Origin of the sequence: Staphylococcus sp. ZWU0021, from assembly GCF_000798895.1 — a bacterium.
In the GTDB taxonomy this organism is placed as follows: Bacteria; Bacillota; Bacilli; order Staphylococcales; family Staphylococcaceae; genus Staphylococcus; species Staphylococcus saprophyticus.
On the sequence record NZ_JTLN01000003.1, the window covers coordinates 1 to 16,583 of the forward strand.

The window sequence follows — 16,583 nt, forward strand, 5'->3', positions numbered from 1 at the left end:
TGAAGATCCGACGACAAGTGTTGATACAACGACGGTTGCTGAAAGTAATTTTCCTACTTTACGCATAATAAATCACTCCTCATTTTTTGAATCCCTTTTGGCGAAACATGAGCAATACATAATGCATTCAAACACTAGTACATCAATTCATCCCTATTAGCAAGTTAACTTTCATATTACGAGAAAGAAACCCTAAGCAAAGTTACATTTACATATGATATAGACACATACAATGGATACGATTTCTATAAGAAAATAAATGAATTATTTCTAAATCACCCCTTAGTTTGTATTTCCCTATTGACAAAAGTGTAATAATTCACTTTAATCATACACCAAATATATATAATTGCAAGAATATATAAGATATTTAATCAACTCATCCACCTTTCCTATTATTATAATGAAAGCGGTTTATTGTCATTATGATTAATTTGTTTTAAAATGAATCTCATAGTCTGAATTAATTTTTTTAATAAATCATATTTATATATATTTTATCGATAAACACAAATCGTTCTATATCGATACTATACATAAGGGGGAGCTTCAAGTGACAACACAAGACTATCAACTATTGATTATTACAGTGATAAGTATTTTATTTCTCATCTTTTTAATCACTTCAAAATTAAAATTCCATCCACTACTTGCATTACTACTAACCGCAATCTTTGTCGGTTTCACTTCTGGATTAGACATTGATAAAATTGTTGAATCTATAGAAACTGGGGCTGGTTCAACACTCGGTGAAACGGGCGTAACCATCGCGCTAGGTGCCATGCTAGGTAAGATACTTTCTGATTCAGGTGCTAGCGACAAAATTGCATCTTCGATATTACAGAATGCGTCTTACAAAAAATTGCCATGGATGATGGCGTTAGCTGCGTTTATTATTGGGATTCCAATGTTTTTCGAAGTTGGATTGATTATGCTACTGCCACTGATTTTTACAATTGCTAAAAAATTAGAAGATGAACATAAAATGAAAGAATCTGCCTATGTAGCTATCGGTGTGCCTGTTATTGCTGCATTAGCAACGATGCATGGTATGGTGCCACCACATCCTGGCCCACTGATTTCAGTGAATCAGTTTGGTGCGAATATCGGGATAACTATGGTACTTGGTGTCATATGTGCGATTCCAACCATTATCATCGCTGGTCCACTTTACGGTAAATTTATCACACCGCGATTATCTGTGAAGCCAAATCAAGATTTGTTAAATCAATATACGAACGACAACAACGAAAACACCCAAGCACCATCAACATTCATAGCCTTTTCTACTATATTAGTTCCAGTGATTATGATGTTATTACATGCCATTGCTGGTATCTTTTTTGGAGAAAAAACATTACAATACAAGATTTTCGAATTCTTCGGAAGCCCAATCATCGCCATGTTTGTGGGTGTGCTTTATGCCATTATCGTTCTCGGCTATTTAAAACATCGCGACACACAAAAAATTCGAGATGCTTTAGGTAGCAGTTTGAAACCTATCGCCGGTATCATGCTAATCATTGCGGGTGGTGGCGCATTCGGTCAAGTCCTTGAAGATTCTGGCGTAGGTACGGCAATCGTTCACCTTGCCGACAATTTCTCATTATCTGCGTTATTAATGGGATGGGTAGTGGCTGCATTATTATCTATATCAACAGGTTCCGCAACCGTTGGCATTGTTGGCGCAACCAATTTACTTTACCCATTGATTCAAGCAAATCCAAGTATTAACAAAGAATTATTAACGATTGCTATTGGTTCTGGCTCTTTATTCTTTAACTATGTAAATCATGGCGGCTTCTGGTTAGTCAAAGAATCCTTTGGTATGTCCATGGGAGAAACATTTAAAACGATTACGATTGTACAATCCATTGTCGGTATTTGTGGTCTGATTATGGTACTACTCTTGAATGCTATTATTGGTTTGTTTTAACGCTAAAAGGAAATGGGACAGAAATCAAATTTTTTAATTGAGATTTCGAAGTCCCATCTATACAATCAAGGCAAGGATGACTAGGATTGAAAGTTTTCCTGAGCTGAAGCTCATGCATAAGTCTCACTAGCATTTTTATGCATAAGAACTACTCATTTTCATAAATAGAAAAAGCAGTAAGACTTTACATCTTCAGTTCAGTCATGTACTGCCTAAATGAAAAGGCGTCCGAGACATTTATTTTTGTCCCAGACGCTTAAGACTGTCGATAAAGTCTCAGACTTTGTTGACAGTTTTTTCATACTTTATCTTCAATCGCTTTAAAAATGACAAATACTTCAAATTATAGCAACGTGTCTTTTCTTTCCATCAAACGATTATATTCTTCTAAATAAGTCTTTTCAGAATCAGAAGCTTTGTCATAAGCGTTCATCGCGCGATGCCATAATGGATAAATCGGTTCTGGTGTAGTTAATTCCGTAATTGTCTTAATTTCATTGCTTGTCAGCTGTAAATTATAAGAAGCAATATTATCTTGCAACTGCGCTTTCGTTCTCGCAGCTAATACAAGCGAATCAACATTAGGTCGATCTCTTAACCATGCCAAAGTGACTTGAGCGACTGACACTTGATGTTGCGTTGCAATTTCTTGTAACGTATCTATCAAATCATAAAATAACGCTGTATCTTTGACGTATGGTTCTGCCCAACCGTCACCTTGTCTAGTACCCGGTTCACCAGCCTGTTGTCGGTTAATCTTTCCAGTTAAAAGCCCTTCACCTAACGGAGACCAAATACTGTTACCGACACCTAATTCCTTACCGGCTGGTAGTAACTCGTATTCCGCTTCTCTAGATTCAGGTGTGTAATATATTTGTTGCGCAATAGGTGGCGCCATATGATTTGCAACTGCCAAGGTGTGCGTCTTCGCTAAAGCCCATCCGCTATAATTAGATACACCCCAATAACGAATCTTACCTTTTTGAATTAAATCATTCATCACTTGAATCGTCTCTTCTACAGGTGTCTGACCATCCCATAAATGTGTATAATACAAATCAATGTAGTCCGTGTTCAAGCGCTGTAAGGATTCATCTATAGAATGCTCAATATTTACACGCCCTGCACCACCATCGTTAGGATTATCCGTTAATTGAAATCCAGTCTTACTACTAATCACCATCTGATGTCGTTTATCTCTAATCGCTTTGCCTAATGCAATCTCGGAATCGCCTTTAGAATACAAATTCGCAGTATCAAACTGATTGATACCTTGATCTAAAGCATAATCAATCATATGATTGGTCATGTCTTGAGACATACCGCCTGCATTTTCAAATCCATTTGTACCTGTAAATGGAATACTGCCTAGTGCATATTTAGATACTGATAATCCTGAATTACCTAATTGTGTATAATCCATTATTTTCCTCCTCACATTTGCTTACTACACTTTATGTTCCCTTTTATTCGTGAATTAAATCCAAAGCCACTATCTCACAATGCTTGTTATCCAATGAACATGGATAAGATTTATCCAACACTTTTCAATGTTTGTCGGTACCTTCCTTTTAAAATTGCGCGTATGATAGACCTATAAATATAACCATTGGAAGGATGTTGAAGTATGGTCACTATTTTACAAGTTGATTTTCCATTAGAAGGTCCTTTTGGAGAAGCCATGGCACAACAATTTGAAGATTTAGCAAAGTCAATTAATGATGAACCAGGATTTTTGTGGAAAATTTGGACAGAAAATGAATCTGAACAAGAAGCTGGTGGTATTTACGCTTTTGATACTTACGACAATGCACAACAATATTTAAACAGGCATCGTACTCGTTTAAACTCAATGGGTGTTTCAAAAGTTAATGCTAAATATTTTGACATTAACGAAGGCCTTACAACAATTACGAACGGACGCATCGATTGATTTCACAAATAATATCCCCCTTAAACATGCACGTAATCGTGTCTCATTAAGGGGGACGTTGTTTTATATTTTAAATTATTTTACTGATGTTCTCACCAAGTCAATTGTATACATCCATACCATATGACCTAGCAATTCGGAGAAATGTTCTTCGGGTGGCAGTTCGTCACGTTCTGGCGTAAGTTTAAGTTTCGGTAAGACAAATTCATGGAATAACACATGCACACCTATGCCAAACAAGCCACCTTTCCAAGCCGTAACAGATTCAGATTGCTCGCTTAATAACGCATACAGTGTCGCATTTGTTACAGAAAATCCATAATGGATACCCATCACCGCTAATGGCACTTCATTATCATTATATACATATGATGCATGCCGTATTTTATCTGGTACATTGAATACCTTCATCATTGTGACAGGCGGTGGTTCTTCATCTCGTTCAGGTGTACGTGGCGGTACCAAACCTTCCCAGCCCATTTTTACAGCACCAGCTAACAGTCCACCAATAACACCAGTGATTGCTACACGTTTGATTGAAATATTAGACATTTTCTTCACCTCACTAGATTATTATCCACTACTCTATTTACCCTAAACGGAAATAAGTTAGTGATTTTAATCTGTGAAGCCTTAGAATTAGATCATTTCCCAGGAAATGCATTATGACTGAAGTTTACCCATGCCCTCAATAAATGCTTCATATGTGATTTCATTCTTTGAAAACTTCGAAACAAGCATATACATCTGTTCATTTTTCGTATATTGCGTTTTATAGAGTATAGTCTCTGCCTCTTTTTCTTCCGGTAATGGCTGATTGATGTGTGTTTGTCTCGAGAAAGCGGCAAAATAACGCATGCCAAATAAACGTTGTGAGTTGGCATTGATATGAATAGCATCTGGATTAGCCGTAATATCTTGTGCTGTGACGTAATAAGAATTTGTTGTTAATTGCGTAACACGTTTGAGTGCCTCATTGATTTGTGCATATTCTACTGCACTTTGACCAAATGCTGCTTTGCCTAAAAAGTCAGGTAATAATCCGACAATAAATGGTACTTCAGGAATATTTAACTGTTCTCTAAAATAATTGATCAACGTTTTCAATTTCTTGTCATAGTCTTGGTAGCGTTGATTTAAGCTATCACTCTCACCTTGATGCCACAATATCCCAATGATTTCACTCGTTTCTTGAGCAAATGTCGCCTCTGCAAGTGCGTGTCGTGTCAGTATTTGATCCGGCGCCCAATCATCAATCGTTGTACCACCGTCAGCGCACGGAATTAAACCAATCGTTTCATTTGGGTGTTTATCTAAGTACAATTTTGCAAAAGAAGCAGCCGGACCAATCCCAGCGACTGAGCGATCACTATGAATCGGCTCCTCCATCATTTGCCACTTACCATTTCTTAACATCATCATCCGTTCATCAATGATGGGCGGTACTTCATCTATAAATCCACGTCCAGCCATATTTGATTGACCTACCAGTAGAATTGATTTCATATATAACTTCCTTATATCGATATTTATTTAATATAAGTATCATACTATATCCTTAAATTCGTTGAAAATATAATCACTCTATGAAAACTCCAATGAATGTTCACATTTATTACGTTTGATATATACCTAAAACGGAAAATAATTATAGAAAGCAAAAAATTGGAGGACTTTACTATCACAAAAGTATTCGTAACAGGTGCCACTGGATTAATTGGTACTAAATTAACACAAAGATTATTACAAGAAGGCTATGAGGTCGCTGGCTTTACAACTTCGCAACAAGGTAAAGCGAAACTTGTAGATGCAGGCGTCGAAGCTTACATTGGAGATATTTTAAAATATGATACTGTCGAAGCTGCAATTTCAGATTATAAACCAGACATTATCATGAATGAAATTACAGATTTAAAAAATGTAGACATGTCCGCAAATACAAGAGTAAGAATTGAAGGTACGAAAAACCTTGTTGAAGCAGCGTTAAAAAACAATGTAAAACAAATGCAATCCCAAAGTATTGCCTTTACTTATGAAGGTGGCGATACTCTAGCTACAGAGGAGACACCACTGGATACTCAATCAACTGGCGACCGTAAGATTACAGTGGATGGCGTAGAAGTTTTAGAAACTGAAACTGCACGTATCGAAAATAGTGTTGTGCTTCGTTATGGCTTACTTTATGGACCAGGCACATGGTATGGCAAAGATGGTATGATTTATAACTCATTTAAAGAAGATACTGTCACAATGACAGATGGCGTTCAATCATTTATCCATATCGATGATGCTGTTGAAGTAGCAATTCAGGCACTTAACTTTGAATCAGGTATCTATAATGTAGGGGATGATGAACCAGTTAAAGGTGACGTTTGGGCAGCATGGTACGCTGACTTATTAAATGTTAATCCACAACTCAATATCCAACCAGCTGAAGCTCATGAAAGAGGTGCTTCTAATGCTAAATTCCGAGATCATGGCAGTAAACTGATTTATCCTTCTTGGAAACAAGGCATGGAGCCAATTAAATAAAAATAAACTCAATTAAGTTTTAATGACGAAACACCCCTAAAGTTGAAAATCATATCAACTTTAGGGGTGTTTATTTAAAATTTTATAATCCATTTCATTATTAATTACATAAAATCAGCAAATCTATCTCTAAAATGCATATGTATGATTGAACCCAATATATAAAGCAAAATAACAAGCACAATATTATATATTGTTAACTGCCAATGGGTAATAAAATACCATTCATGATGTAAAATTGCTGCTCTATATCCTTCTGCTAGAAAATAAATGGGATTTAATTTCATAACGAACATCACTATGTCGTTATTAGGTAAATATAATATCGAAGAAACAAAGAAAACCATTCTCATTAAAGCTTGTAAAATTAAATGGATGTCTCGAACTAATATACTTAATGTGGATGCTACTAATGCAATAGCATTTGTTAAAATAAGTGCATAAACTAAGTATAGAAGTAATTGTAACGTATATATAGAGGGATGATATCCTCCAATAAAACAAATAATCATAACAATGATTAATAAAAATAGATGCCCATAAAATTTACTGAAAACGACATAACTTGGAATTATCGAAAGTGGAAAATTCATTTTAGCTACTTGATTAAACTTTGATATGATAGATTTACTACCTTCTAAGACACCTTCGTTTATAAAAAACCACATACTAATACCAACAATTAGCCAGTAAATAAATGGAACACCTTCCATCATCTTATTACTTCTAAGTGCCAAACCAAAGATAAACCAAAAAACTGCGATTTGCATAATCGGATTAATTAATTCCCATGCCGTGCCTAGATAATTGTTCTTATTAGAAATTCTTAACTGAAATTCAGCTAATCTTCTTATTAAGTATAAATTAGTCAATTGTTCTTTCATTACAAAATACGTTGATTTCATAAAAATCCAACCACTCTTTCAAGAGATATGCCAATAATATCTACAAAATAAATGCTATAAATAAAGATAGAAGCAACTTTTAATAGGTTACAACATTAAAGATTTAAAAACAATATATTGAAAGTACAAAAAAAGACAAGACACCTGTAAAATACAAATATCTTGTCATAGTTATTGGGCTTAATTGAATTTTTAAGACTGTCTCTCTCTAATATAGCTGTATTTATTGTTTTACTGCTTTTTGATAAAAGTAATTCGCCACAACGATATCTACAATTGCGACACCAACGGATTTGAAAATGGTTATTTCTTCATCAGACAACCGTCCTGCTAATTTCCCCGCAACGATATGCCCTAATTCACCATGTAATCCATCTTTAGCAAACACACCTTCATTAACTGGATTGATTAAATCACCTGTTTCAGCCATAGCCGCTTCATGAGCCTCCACTACGACTTTATCTGCCTCTGCAATAGCTTGAGATGGCAGTTCTTGCATATCAGGTTTAAAAGAACCAACTGCATTAACATGTACCCCTGGTGATAAATGTTTCTGAAATACTGGTGTTGTCGCATTCGTTGCAGTCACAATTATATCTGCATCAGTCATTGCTGATTCAACATCTTCATATACATATAACTCTAAATCACGATGTTGATGCTCGACATCTTTTGAAAATTTAAGTGCTTTGTCATAAGTACGATTATAAAATTGAATACGTTCAATATCTCTAACAGCAAGTACCGCTTCAATCAGTCCTTCTGCTTGATCACCCGTTCCAATTACGCATAGCGTCTTAGCTTGTTCACGTGCTAAATATTTTGTAGCAACACCCGAGATTGCGCCTGTACGTATTTTCGTTAAGTATGAACCTTCTAACACTGCTAATGTTTCACCAGTTTCATAATCTGAAAGTGTTACGGAACCAACAATGGTAGGCTTACCAATTTTTGAATTATTTGGAGCTACGGTGACCGTCTTAACACCAGCTACTTTCAGCGTATCAGAAAGTGCAGGCATGACCAGATACCGATTGGCTTCATTGAATGGTAAAGAATATCGCAATGGTGTGTCTGTTTCACCTTCAGAATATGCTTTAAGTGAGTCTGCCACCGCTTCTACGATTTCTTCCATATTTAATAATTGTGCTTGTTCTTGTGCATCTATATAACGCATAAGCCACCCCTATTCACTTTAATCGTCTTCATGATTTATAATTTCTGTTTTCTTTTCCAACTTAGATATCATTACTAAAAATAAAACAAAAATGATTACTATGACTAACAAATATTTCCACATGGTTTGACCATCCAAATATATAAAAACAAAAAATAGTGTTGCTAAAAATCCATAAAGTATCATATTTCTAACAAATAGTAGCCAGTAATCTACTTTAATACTAAACCACGTTTTTACATTTGGGTCTTCCGTTTTAATGCTGTACCTCGTGGTGATGACGCCTCTAATAATCGCATATATCAATACTAAAATCATAATCGCTGTCATTATTTTTGTATATAACGGGTCATCCAAAAAATCTGAAAGTATCGTTAGCCCTAAACTAGTTACGATAGGCAACCAATCTTCATTTTTGGCGTTAGTGTTTTTTATCAGCAATCACCTTCAATTTGTCTATATTCCGTTAATTTCAACGTAACATATTTTCATTGAAAATGAATTAAAAATAAAAATTTAATTGCACAATATATTTAAACTATTGAACCGTGTAACCACCATCTATCAAAATCGCTTGTCCCGTGACACTTTTCGCACTATCGCTACACAAGAATAAAGCATAGTCAGCAATATCTTTAATATCTAACAAGCGTTTTTGAGGAATTAAAGGATATAAAACGTCTTCAAGTACTTGTTCTACTGCCACACCACGTTCTTTAGCTAAATCATCCATTTGATTACGCACTAACGGTGTATCAATATAACCTGGACAGATAGCATTCACTGTAATACCTTCTGTAGCGGTCTCTAATGCGGTTACTTTTGTTAAACCAATAATCCCGTGTTTCGCGCTATTATAAGCCGCCTTACCGGCAAAGCCAATCACACCATTAATTGATGCCATATTTAAAATACGTCCTGATTGTTGTTGTTTCATAATAGGTAACGCATATTTTGTACCTATAAAACTACCCGTCAACATAATATCAATCATCTGTCTGAACTTTTCTGTTGGGAATGATTCGATACTTTCAACATGCTGTAGCCCTGCATTATTAAATAAAATATCTAAGCGTCCATATTGTTCAACTGTTTGATTGATCATAGCTTTGACAGCTTGTTCATCTGTGACATTCACTTTTATTGGCATACAGTCATATCCCTGGGATTTCAATGCATCTGTTTCTTGAATTAATTTATCTTCCTTCAAATCAGCAAGCACCACTTTGGCACCATTTTCTAAAAATACTTTTGCTATCGCTAGCCCAATGCCACTCGCTGCGCCTGTAATAATTGTTACTTTATCTTTTACCAATTACGCCACCTACTTTAAATGATTTTCAAAATGTGCATCCGTATGTGCTTCAACATCTTCTAAAGTTGTGTCAGGTTGTAATTCAACGAGTTTCATGACACCCGCTTCAAATTGGAAAACAGCTAAATCTGTAATCAACGTATTGACTACACCAGCACCTGTTAACGGTAATTCACATTGTGATTTTATTTTGGACTCACCATGTTTATTCATATGATCCATAATGACAACTACTTTTTGTGCTCCGACTACTAAATCCATCGCGCCGCCCATACCTTTAACAAGTTTGCCTGGAATCATATAATTCGCTAAGTCCCCTGTTTCTGAGACTTCCATGCCACCAAGTATGGCTAAATCGATATGACCGCCTCGAATCATCGCAAATGATTCTGCATTGTCAAAGTAAGACGCCCCTTTAGCAGCTGTTACAGTTTCTTTCCCTGCATTGATTAAGTCTGGATCCACTTCATTTTCAGTCGGATATGGTCCGATACCAAGTAAGCCATTTTCAGATTGAAAGTAAACATTTTCAACATGGTCATTCATTTCATTCGCAACCAATGTAGGCATACCAATACCTAGATTAATTACCATATCACTTTTAATTTCTTTAGCAGCACGTTGGATAATTTTTTGACGTTGTACTTTTTTATCCATGATTGGCCTCCTTCACTGTACGCTTTTCAATGCGCTTCTCAAAATGTTCACCGACATAGATGTAATCTACATACACACCTGACATATGAACGGCATCTGGATCAATTTCTCCTACCTCTACAAGTTCTTCTACTTCAACGACCGTTTTTTTAGCTGCCATCGCACATAATGGATTGAAGTTCCGTGCTGTTTTTTCAAACACTAAATTCCCGAATGTATCTGCTTTTTGTGCTTTGACAATACCAAAGTCACCTGTTAGTGTGCGTTCCATTAAATACGTTTCTCCATCAAATTCACGCGTTTCTTTACCTTCAGCAATCGGTGTACCGACACCTGTTTTTGTATAAAACGCCGGTATGCCCGCGCCTCCAGAACGTAACTTTTCAGCTAATGTGCCTTGCGGTGTCAATTCAACATCTAATTCACCATTAATCAGTTGTTGTTCAAATATTTTATTTTCTCCTACATAGGAACTAATCATTTTATCTATTTGCTTATATTCTAATAAACGGCCTAAGCCGAAGTCATCTACGCCGCAGTTGTTACTCACAACAGTTAAGCCTTTTGTACCTTTTGTACGAATTGCTTCGATACTATGCTCAGGAATACCACATAACCCAAAGCCCCCAGCAAGTACTGTCATTCCATCTTCCAATCCTTCAAAAGCTGTATGTATATCTTTTATTACTTTCGACATTAATAAACCTCATTTCTAACGTTTGTTTTTAATACCTAGTACTAATTATACTTGAAAATTATAATGAAGTCCTTTATTTATGTTTGCGGTTTCATAGTAGACTCATAATTTATAAATTTTGAAACATTTAAATAAAAAAAGAGGCGATAATCTTTAAAGATTATCAACCTCTCGTTTAATTACGCTATTTCAATTTGGAAACGGCGGACAACTGTGCCATCTTCCAGTGTCGATGATTCAATCTCTTCGCCACCGTTATGCTTAATGACTGCTACAGACGCTTCATTATCTTCCGTACATGTCACTAATGCTTCTTGAACACCGATTCTTGATAGGTAATCCAATGATTTTTTCAGGATTTTATTACCAAATCCTTTACCACGATGTTTCTTACGGATACCGTAGCCAACATGGCCGCCTATTTTTTTAAGCTGTTCATTTAAATTGTGACGAATGTTCGCCGCACCGATAATTTCATCATCCTCTATTAAGAATAATGTGGTATTATCCACTGATTCATCATGTGACTTATTATCAGCTAATTCATGTACTAACTCTTCAAAATTACTATATTTTGTAATATTTGTAATTGTAGGGACAATTTTTTCATCATGATCAATCCACTCTCTCATATAATCACAATACATTAATTCGTCACCCATTGTTAACTCTCTAAATTCAACCATGTTGACACTCCTTCCTTTCTCGACCTACGTTTATAAATGATTATCATGTGTGTTGATATAATACACATAATGATCTGTCCATTGTTCATTTTCAAAAATAAAACCTTTGCGCACACATTCGAATTGAAAGCCTAACTTTTCAATCAATTGGATAGATGGATTATTATCCAAATTAATATGCGCTTCAATTCTATGAAAATGTAATGTGTCTCGTGTTTGTTTTACTAATTCAGTCAAAGCTTCGTAAGCAAATCCTTGATGCCAATATTGATTATGAATAAAGTAGCCAATTTCTGCCCATTGGAATTGATCTCTACTTAAGTTCTTAATATTGAGCATACCTATATGTTGATGCGCTTTATCAAAAATACCAAATATATATAAATCATCCGCTTCAATCGCTTGTTGCTGTCTAGTCACCATTGCCGCGAACCAAGGTTCTGTAGCATCTGACATATCTACTTGACCTTTGTCATGCCTATATTGTGATGGCTTTCTATTTACAAACCCACTTAACCATGATTCGTAATCATTTTCTTCCAACGGTCTAATGATAAGACGTTGTGTAGTGAAATGCAACCCCAAATTTTTATGCATTTAAAATCCCCTTATCATGTTCACTCTGCACACTTTATCTATTATATAATGAATAGCTTTGTGTTTTATTGTTATCACAACATCACTGATGTATGCAATAACATGCTTATACCTATTTAATACCTTTTTATGATGCTTTAAAACTTTATTTAACGGGTATACGTATAAATGTAAGCGTTACCAATAAAATACGAGTATATTATACAATACCAACTATTAAATAAATCAAATATAAGCCAACAAAGATTTTGTATCTTAGGAGGTGTTTTTTATGAATAACAATAATACTTCAAAAATTTTCTTTATCTTTTTCGGAATCTTATCATGGTTATCCACCGTCATTCTATTTATTTTACCGACGCTATCACCTTATCAAGACTATATTAAAACACAAGGTGGTATGTCGACCGGTTGGGTTGTGGTGTTACTCGCATTTATTACACTATTTTATATCGCCATCTTGATTATGGATATTTATAGTCCCTTAACGACACAAGTCATACAATTTGTATTGTTAACTGTCGTAATCGTTTGTGCCATACCGTCAATTACTGCTTTTGTGCTTGCATCATTTGTCGTAGATATAAGTATTATTGAAATCTTTATACCTATTGTACTTATTATTTTAGCAAGTATGTTACACATCTTATGGTTTGCTATACCATTTATGCAAAATAAAGAAAATCGTGAAGCTGCGCAAAAGTCTAAAAATCCTTTCAAATAATAATAATAACTACTAGTCTGTGATTATGTATTGATACCGTATCACAGGCTAGTTTAATTATGTTCAAATTTTTATATTAAATGATATCTTCTAGAATCTTCCTTATTATTTCATTTTCAGACATTTCTTGGTATAGATACGTTTCTTGGTTTACCTTTAATATGTCATTTTCAACAAACCAACGCATCATTGCTTCTTCACCAAAATCTGTTTCATCTTTCAAATGGTGTCTTCTTACTGTTTCATGAAATGTTAGTTTGAAATAATAAGCGTATGCGTCTACGTTAATTTGATTCATTAAGCGCTCAATCATTGAACCGTATTTAGCACTATTTAAAATACCTTCTAAAATAACATAATCGCAATGTGCGATGCCATAATTCACAATGTCATCTATAAGTTGAATAGCTAAATTATTAGGTTGGTCAAGTACATTCAACATATTGCGACGTATGTCATCTTGCCCTACTAACATCACACCTGTGCCTAATGTATGTTGTAATTTCTGTGCGATCGTTGTCTTTCCACTGCCAGAGTTACCTCTAATGATGATTAACTTTGTCATATTTATCACACTCCATACAATAATGTGTTGCCATTATATAGTAAAAACGCTTGAAGACATACCATCTCCAAACGTTTTAAACTTAATCTTGTACTATATTCACGCTGCTATACATGAACGGTTATATTTATTTAATTGTACCTAGTTCTTTACCAACTTTTTCAAATGCTGCTAATGCTTGATCTAACATTTCTTTTGTATGTGCAGCTGTTGGCATATTACGCACTCGACCTGTACCTTTAGGAACAGTTGGGAATACGATGGATTTTACATATACGCCTTCTTCTTTCAAACGACGGCTAAAGGCTTGTGTTTCTTTTTCATCACCAATAATAACAGGTGTGATTGGAGATTCCGAATTACCTATATCAAAGCCTAATTTTTTCAAACCATCTTTAAGATAATTGCCATTTTCCCAAAGTTTATCATGTAATTCTGTAGAAGCCATTAGTTTTTTAACTGCTTCTGTGATGGCTTTCGTATCTCCAGGTGCTAAAGAAGTTGAGAATAAGAAAGGTCTTGATTGTGCTTTTAACCAGTCGATTAATGATTGCGTACCTGCTACATAACCGCCAACGACACCAATCGCTTTTGATAATGTACCAATTTGGAAATCAATCTTGTCTTGTAAACCAAAATGTTTAACCGTACCAGCACCTTTACCCATGACACCAGAACCATGTGCATCATCAACATATGTGATTAAGCCAAATTCTTCAGCAATTTCTACGATTTCTGGTAATTTAGCAACATCACCATCCATACTGAAAACACCATCAGTAATGTACATTACTTTATTGTATTGTCCTGATTCAACGGCTTCTTTTGCTTTAGCGCGTAAATCTTCCATATCTGAATGGTTTACACGAATAATCTTCGCTTTAGATAAACGACAACCATCAATAATAGATGCATGATTTAATTCATCAGAAAGAATTGCATCATTTTTATTCATAACTGCTGAAATGGCAGCCATATTACAGTTGAATCCAGATTGATATGCAATTGCTGCTTCAGTATCTTTAAATTCAGCAAGTGTTTTCTCTAATTCATCATGTACATCTAATGTCCCATTGATTGAACGCACAGCACCGGCACCTACACCATGTGTATCAATTGCATCTTTTGCTGCTTGTTTCAAATCTTCGTTTGTTGCTAGTCCTAAATAATTGTTTGAAGATAAGTTAACATAATTTTTCCCATTGATAGTAATTTCAGGTCCATTGGCGCCTTCAACTGTATCTATCTCATTATATAAACCATTATCTTTTAAATATTGAATATTTTCATCTAAAAAGCCATGTAGTGATTGAACCACTGCAAGTCCCCCTTTGAGTTATCTTAGTTTTCAAGTTAATCATAACCTATTTTTTAAATTGTGGAAAGTAGAATAATGATATATTAGAAAGCGTTTTCTAAAATTTAATAGCATTGTTAATTATTTGTACCTACAGTTGCTACACGTAAAATGATATAATGGATGAAAATGCTGAAGGAAGAAGGGTTGAAGTTGTTTGATTGGTTTCAACTAGCACAACAAAAAGAAAGTAGGATGGTGCAAGTACGTCGTTATCTACACCAATATCCTGAATTATCATTTGAAGAACATCACACACATGACTTTATCATGAATCAATTAAGTCAATTATCTTGCGAGATACGTACACCAGTTGGTAGAAATGGTATTGTTGCAACATTCAAAGGACAGGGTGATGGCCCTACAGTTGCCTTACGTGCCGACTTCGATGCATTACCAATAGATGAATTAACAGACGTATCATATAAATCTAAAAATCCAGGTGCCATGCATGCATGTGGCCATGACGGTCATACAGCAATCTTACTTGGTGTGGCAGAAATTATTGAGAATCATTTATCCTCACTAAATGGCGATGTTGTATTAATCTTTCAATATGGTGAAGAAATTATGCCAGGCGGCTCACAAGAAATGATTGATGATGGTTGTCTCAGCAACGTAGACAAAATTTATGGTAATCATTTATGGACAGGTTATCCAACAGGTATGATTTATTCACGTCCTGGTGCTATGATGGCATCTCCCGATGAATTTAATATCACCATTCAAGGTAAAGGCGGCCATGGTGCTAAACCCCATGAAACGATTGATCCAGTAGTAATTATGGCAGAATTCATTATGAGTGCTCAGAAGATTGTCTCACGAACAATTGATCCAGTTAAACAAGCTGTGATAAGCTTTGGTATGGTTCAAGCAGGTTCAGCCGACAATATTATTCCTGACTCTGCTTTCTGTAAAGGCACCGTTCGTACCTTTGATACAGAAGTCCAAAGTCATATTATCACTAAAATGGACAAATTATTGCAGGGGCTTGCTCTAGCAAATGACATTACTTATACATTAGATTATGTTAAAGGCTACCTACCTGTACACAATCATCCAAATAATTATGAAATTGTTAAACAAGCTGCAAATGAGATGAATTTACGTTTCTATGAATCTGAGTTAATGATGATTGGTGAAGATTTCTCACACTATTTAAAAGTTCGCCCTGGTGCATTCTTTTTAACTGGTTGTGGTAATCCAGAAAAAGAGACTACACACCCACATCATAGCCCGAACTTCAATATTGATGAAAAGGCAATGAAATATGCAGCATGCGAATTCCTAAAAATCCTTGAACTCGAAAACGTAATTGTTAAAGCCACTTCGTAACTTAGTTACGTTAGTGGCTTTTATGCATGAGCTTTAGCTCAAGTAAACCTTACTAGCCTTAGTCATTGCATGACTTAGGTGCTTTTATACATGAGCTTTAGCTCAAGTAAACCTTACTAGCCTTAGTCATTGCATGACTTTATAGTCTTACTTTCCAGCTGTGCTGA

18 protein-coding genes are annotated in these 16,583 nt (G+C 35.2%); 5 read left to right on the forward strand and 13 right to left on the reverse strand.

Annotated features, from left to right (window positions below; translation table 11 throughout):
- Positions 1-553 precede the first annotated feature (553 nt).
- The gene (locus L987_RS00385) at positions 554-1,936 is read left to right on the forward strand and encodes a GntP family permease (protein WP_047502313.1); all 1,383 of its coding nucleotides are present in this window, start codon (positions 554-556) and stop codon (positions 1,934-1,936) included.
- 343 nt (positions 1,937-2,279) lie between these two features.
- On the opposite strand, the gene L987_RS00390 is transcribed toward L987_RS00385, so the two are convergent.
- On the reverse strand, positions 2,280-3,359 hold the full coding sequence (locus L987_RS00390; RefSeq protein ID WP_011303820.1) for an aldo/keto reductase: 1,080 nt from the start codon (positions 3,357-3,359) through the stop codon (positions 2,280-2,282).
- A 204-nt stretch (positions 3,360-3,563) separates the two neighbouring features.
- On the opposite strand from L987_RS00390, the gene L987_RS00395 reads away from it, so the two are divergent.
- Positions 3,564-3,869: a monooxygenase gene (locus tag L987_RS00395; protein ID WP_011303821.1), complete on the forward strand. Its 306-nt coding sequence runs from the start codon at positions 3,564-3,566 to the stop codon at positions 3,867-3,869.
- Positions 3,870-3,944: 75 nt separating this feature from the next.
- Here L987_RS00395 and L987_RS00400 read toward each other — a convergent pair whose 3' ends face one another.
- Both L987_RS00400 and L987_RS00405 read right to left on the reverse strand, forming a co-directional pair.
- Positions 3,945-4,421, reverse strand: coding sequence for a DUF1440 domain-containing protein (locus L987_RS00400; protein WP_047502318.1), 477 nt, complete (start codon positions 4,419-4,421; stop codon positions 3,945-3,947).
- Positions 4,422-4,532: 111 nt separating this feature from the next.
- Positions 4,533-5,375 (reverse strand): sialate O-acetylesterase, encoded by an 843-nt coding sequence (locus tag L987_RS00405; protein ID WP_047502320.1) that lies wholly within the window; start codon positions 5,373-5,375, stop codon positions 4,533-4,535.
- 174 nt (positions 5,376-5,549) lie between these two features.
- Between L987_RS00405 and L987_RS00410 the strand changes: the two genes are divergently transcribed.
- Positions 5,550-6,401 carry an NAD-dependent epimerase/dehydratase family protein gene (locus tag L987_RS00410; RefSeq protein WP_047502423.1) on the forward strand — a complete coding sequence of 284 codons (852 nt, stop codon included), beginning with the start codon at positions 5,550-5,552 and terminating at the stop codon, positions 6,399-6,401.
- A gap of 104 nt (positions 6,402-6,505) precedes the next feature.
- Here the strand turns inward: L987_RS00410 and L987_RS00415 are convergent, their stop codons facing one another.
- The 8 genes from L987_RS00415 to L987_RS00450 form a co-directional block, all read right to left on the reverse strand.
- Entirely contained in the window at positions 6,506-7,306 is an 801-nt protein-coding gene (locus L987_RS00415; protein ID WP_047502324.1) for an ABC transporter permease, read from the reverse strand.
- Positions 7,307-7,529: 223 nt separating this feature from the next.
- Positions 7,530-8,483, reverse strand: coding sequence for an ornithine cyclodeaminase family protein (locus tag L987_RS00420; RefSeq protein WP_047502327.1), 954 nt, complete (start codon positions 8,481-8,483; stop codon positions 7,530-7,532).
- 18 nt (positions 8,484-8,501) lie between these two features.
- The gene (locus L987_RS00425) at positions 8,502-8,885 is read right to left on the reverse strand and encodes a hypothetical protein (protein ID WP_156105194.1); all 384 of its coding nucleotides are present in this window, start codon (positions 8,883-8,885) and stop codon (positions 8,502-8,504) included.
- Between the two features lie 136 nt (positions 8,886-9,021).
- Positions 9,022-9,798, reverse strand: coding sequence for a 3-hydroxybutyrate dehydrogenase (locus tag L987_RS00430; protein WP_047502332.1), 777 nt, complete (start codon positions 9,796-9,798; stop codon positions 9,022-9,024).
- A 9-nt stretch (positions 9,799-9,807) separates the two neighbouring features.
- Complete coding sequence (locus tag L987_RS00435; protein WP_047502336.1) at positions 9,808-10,455, reverse strand: 3-oxoacid CoA-transferase subunit B; 648 nt, start codon at positions 10,453-10,455, stop codon at positions 9,808-9,810.
- On the reverse strand, positions 10,448-11,152 hold the full coding sequence (locus L987_RS00440; protein WP_047502339.1) for a CoA transferase subunit A: 705 nt from the start codon (positions 11,150-11,152) through the stop codon (positions 10,448-10,450). Before L987_RS00440 ends, L987_RS00435 begins: the two co-directional genes overlap by 8 nt.
- A gap of 179 nt (positions 11,153-11,331) precedes the next feature.
- Complete coding sequence (locus L987_RS00445) at positions 11,332-11,838, reverse strand: GNAT family N-acetyltransferase (RefSeq protein ID WP_041079812.1); 507 nt, start codon at positions 11,836-11,838, stop codon at positions 11,332-11,334.
- Positions 11,839-11,868: 30 nt separating this feature from the next.
- On the reverse strand, positions 11,869-12,435 hold the full coding sequence (locus tag L987_RS00450) for a GNAT family N-acetyltransferase (protein WP_047502344.1): 567 nt from the start codon (positions 12,433-12,435) through the stop codon (positions 11,869-11,871).
- Positions 12,436-12,706: 271 nt separating this feature from the next.
- Between L987_RS00450 and L987_RS00455 the strand changes: the two genes are divergently transcribed.
- Positions 12,707-13,159 carry a hypothetical protein gene (locus tag L987_RS00455; protein WP_011303833.1) on the forward strand — a complete coding sequence of 151 codons (453 nt, stop codon included), beginning with the start codon at positions 12,707-12,709 and terminating at the stop codon, positions 13,157-13,159.
- 76 nt (positions 13,160-13,235) lie between these two features.
- On the opposite strand, the gene L987_RS00460 is transcribed toward L987_RS00455, so the two are convergent.
- Together L987_RS00460 and L987_RS00465 are read right to left on the reverse strand one after the other, a co-directional pair.
- Complete coding sequence (locus L987_RS00460; protein ID WP_047502347.1) at positions 13,236-13,724, reverse strand: kinase; 489 nt, start codon at positions 13,722-13,724, stop codon at positions 13,236-13,238.
- Positions 13,725-13,851: 127 nt separating this feature from the next.
- Entirely contained in the window at positions 13,852-15,042 is a 1,191-nt protein-coding gene (locus L987_RS00465) for a glycine C-acetyltransferase (protein WP_047502350.1), read from the reverse strand.
- A gap of 192 nt (positions 15,043-15,234) precedes the next feature.
- On the opposite strand from L987_RS00465, the gene L987_RS00470 reads away from it, so the two are divergent.
- Positions 15,235-16,416 carry a M20 family metallopeptidase gene (locus L987_RS00470; RefSeq protein WP_047502353.1) on the forward strand — a complete coding sequence of 394 codons (1,182 nt, stop codon included), beginning with the start codon at positions 15,235-15,237 and terminating at the stop codon, positions 16,414-16,416.
- Positions 16,417-16,583 lie beyond the last annotated feature (167 nt).

What these genes read in the sequence shown, in the direction of transcription:
- L987_RS00395 (WP_011303821.1), top strand. Translation starts at nt 3,564, where the DNA reads ATGGTCACTATTTTACAAGTTGATTTTCCATTAGAAGGTCCTTTTGGA.
- L987_RS00445 (WP_041079812.1), bottom strand. Translation starts at nt 11,838, where the DNA reads ATGGTTGAATTTAGAGAGTTAACAATGGGTGACGAATTAATGTATTGT.
- L987_RS00415 (WP_047502324.1), bottom strand. Translation starts at nt 7,306, where the DNA reads ATGAAATCAACGTATTTTGTAATGAAAGAACAATTGACTAATTTATAC.
- L987_RS00405 (WP_047502320.1), bottom strand. Translation starts at nt 5,375, where the DNA reads ATGAAATCAATTCTACTGGTAGGTCAATCAAATATGGCTGGACGTGGA.
- L987_RS00390 (WP_011303820.1), bottom strand. Translation starts at nt 3,359, where the DNA reads ATGGATTATACACAATTAGGTAATTCAGGATTATCAGTATCTAAATAT.
- L987_RS00460 (WP_047502347.1), bottom strand. Translation starts at nt 13,724, where the DNA reads ATGACAAAGTTAATCATCATTAGAGGTAACTCTGGCAGTGGAAAGACA.
- L987_RS00455 (WP_011303833.1), top strand. Translation starts at nt 12,707, where the DNA reads ATGAATAACAATAATACTTCAAAAATTTTCTTTATCTTTTTCGGAATC.
- L987_RS00420 (WP_047502327.1), bottom strand. Translation starts at nt 8,483, where the DNA reads ATGCGTTATATAGATGCACAAGAACAAGCACAATTATTAAATATGGAA.
- L987_RS00435 (WP_047502336.1), bottom strand. Translation starts at nt 10,455, where the DNA reads ATGGATAAAAAAGTACAACGTCAAAAAATTATCCAACGTGCTGCTAAA.
- L987_RS00450 (WP_047502344.1), bottom strand. Translation starts at nt 12,435, where the DNA reads ATGCATAAAAATTTGGGGTTGCATTTCACTACACAACGTCTTATCATT.
- L987_RS00400 (WP_047502318.1), bottom strand. Translation starts at nt 4,421, where the DNA reads ATGTCTAATATTTCAATCAAACGTGTAGCAATCACTGGTGTTATTGGT.
- L987_RS00440 (WP_047502339.1), bottom strand. Translation starts at nt 11,152, where the DNA reads ATGTCGAAAGTAATAAAAGATATACATACAGCTTTTGAAGGATTGGAA.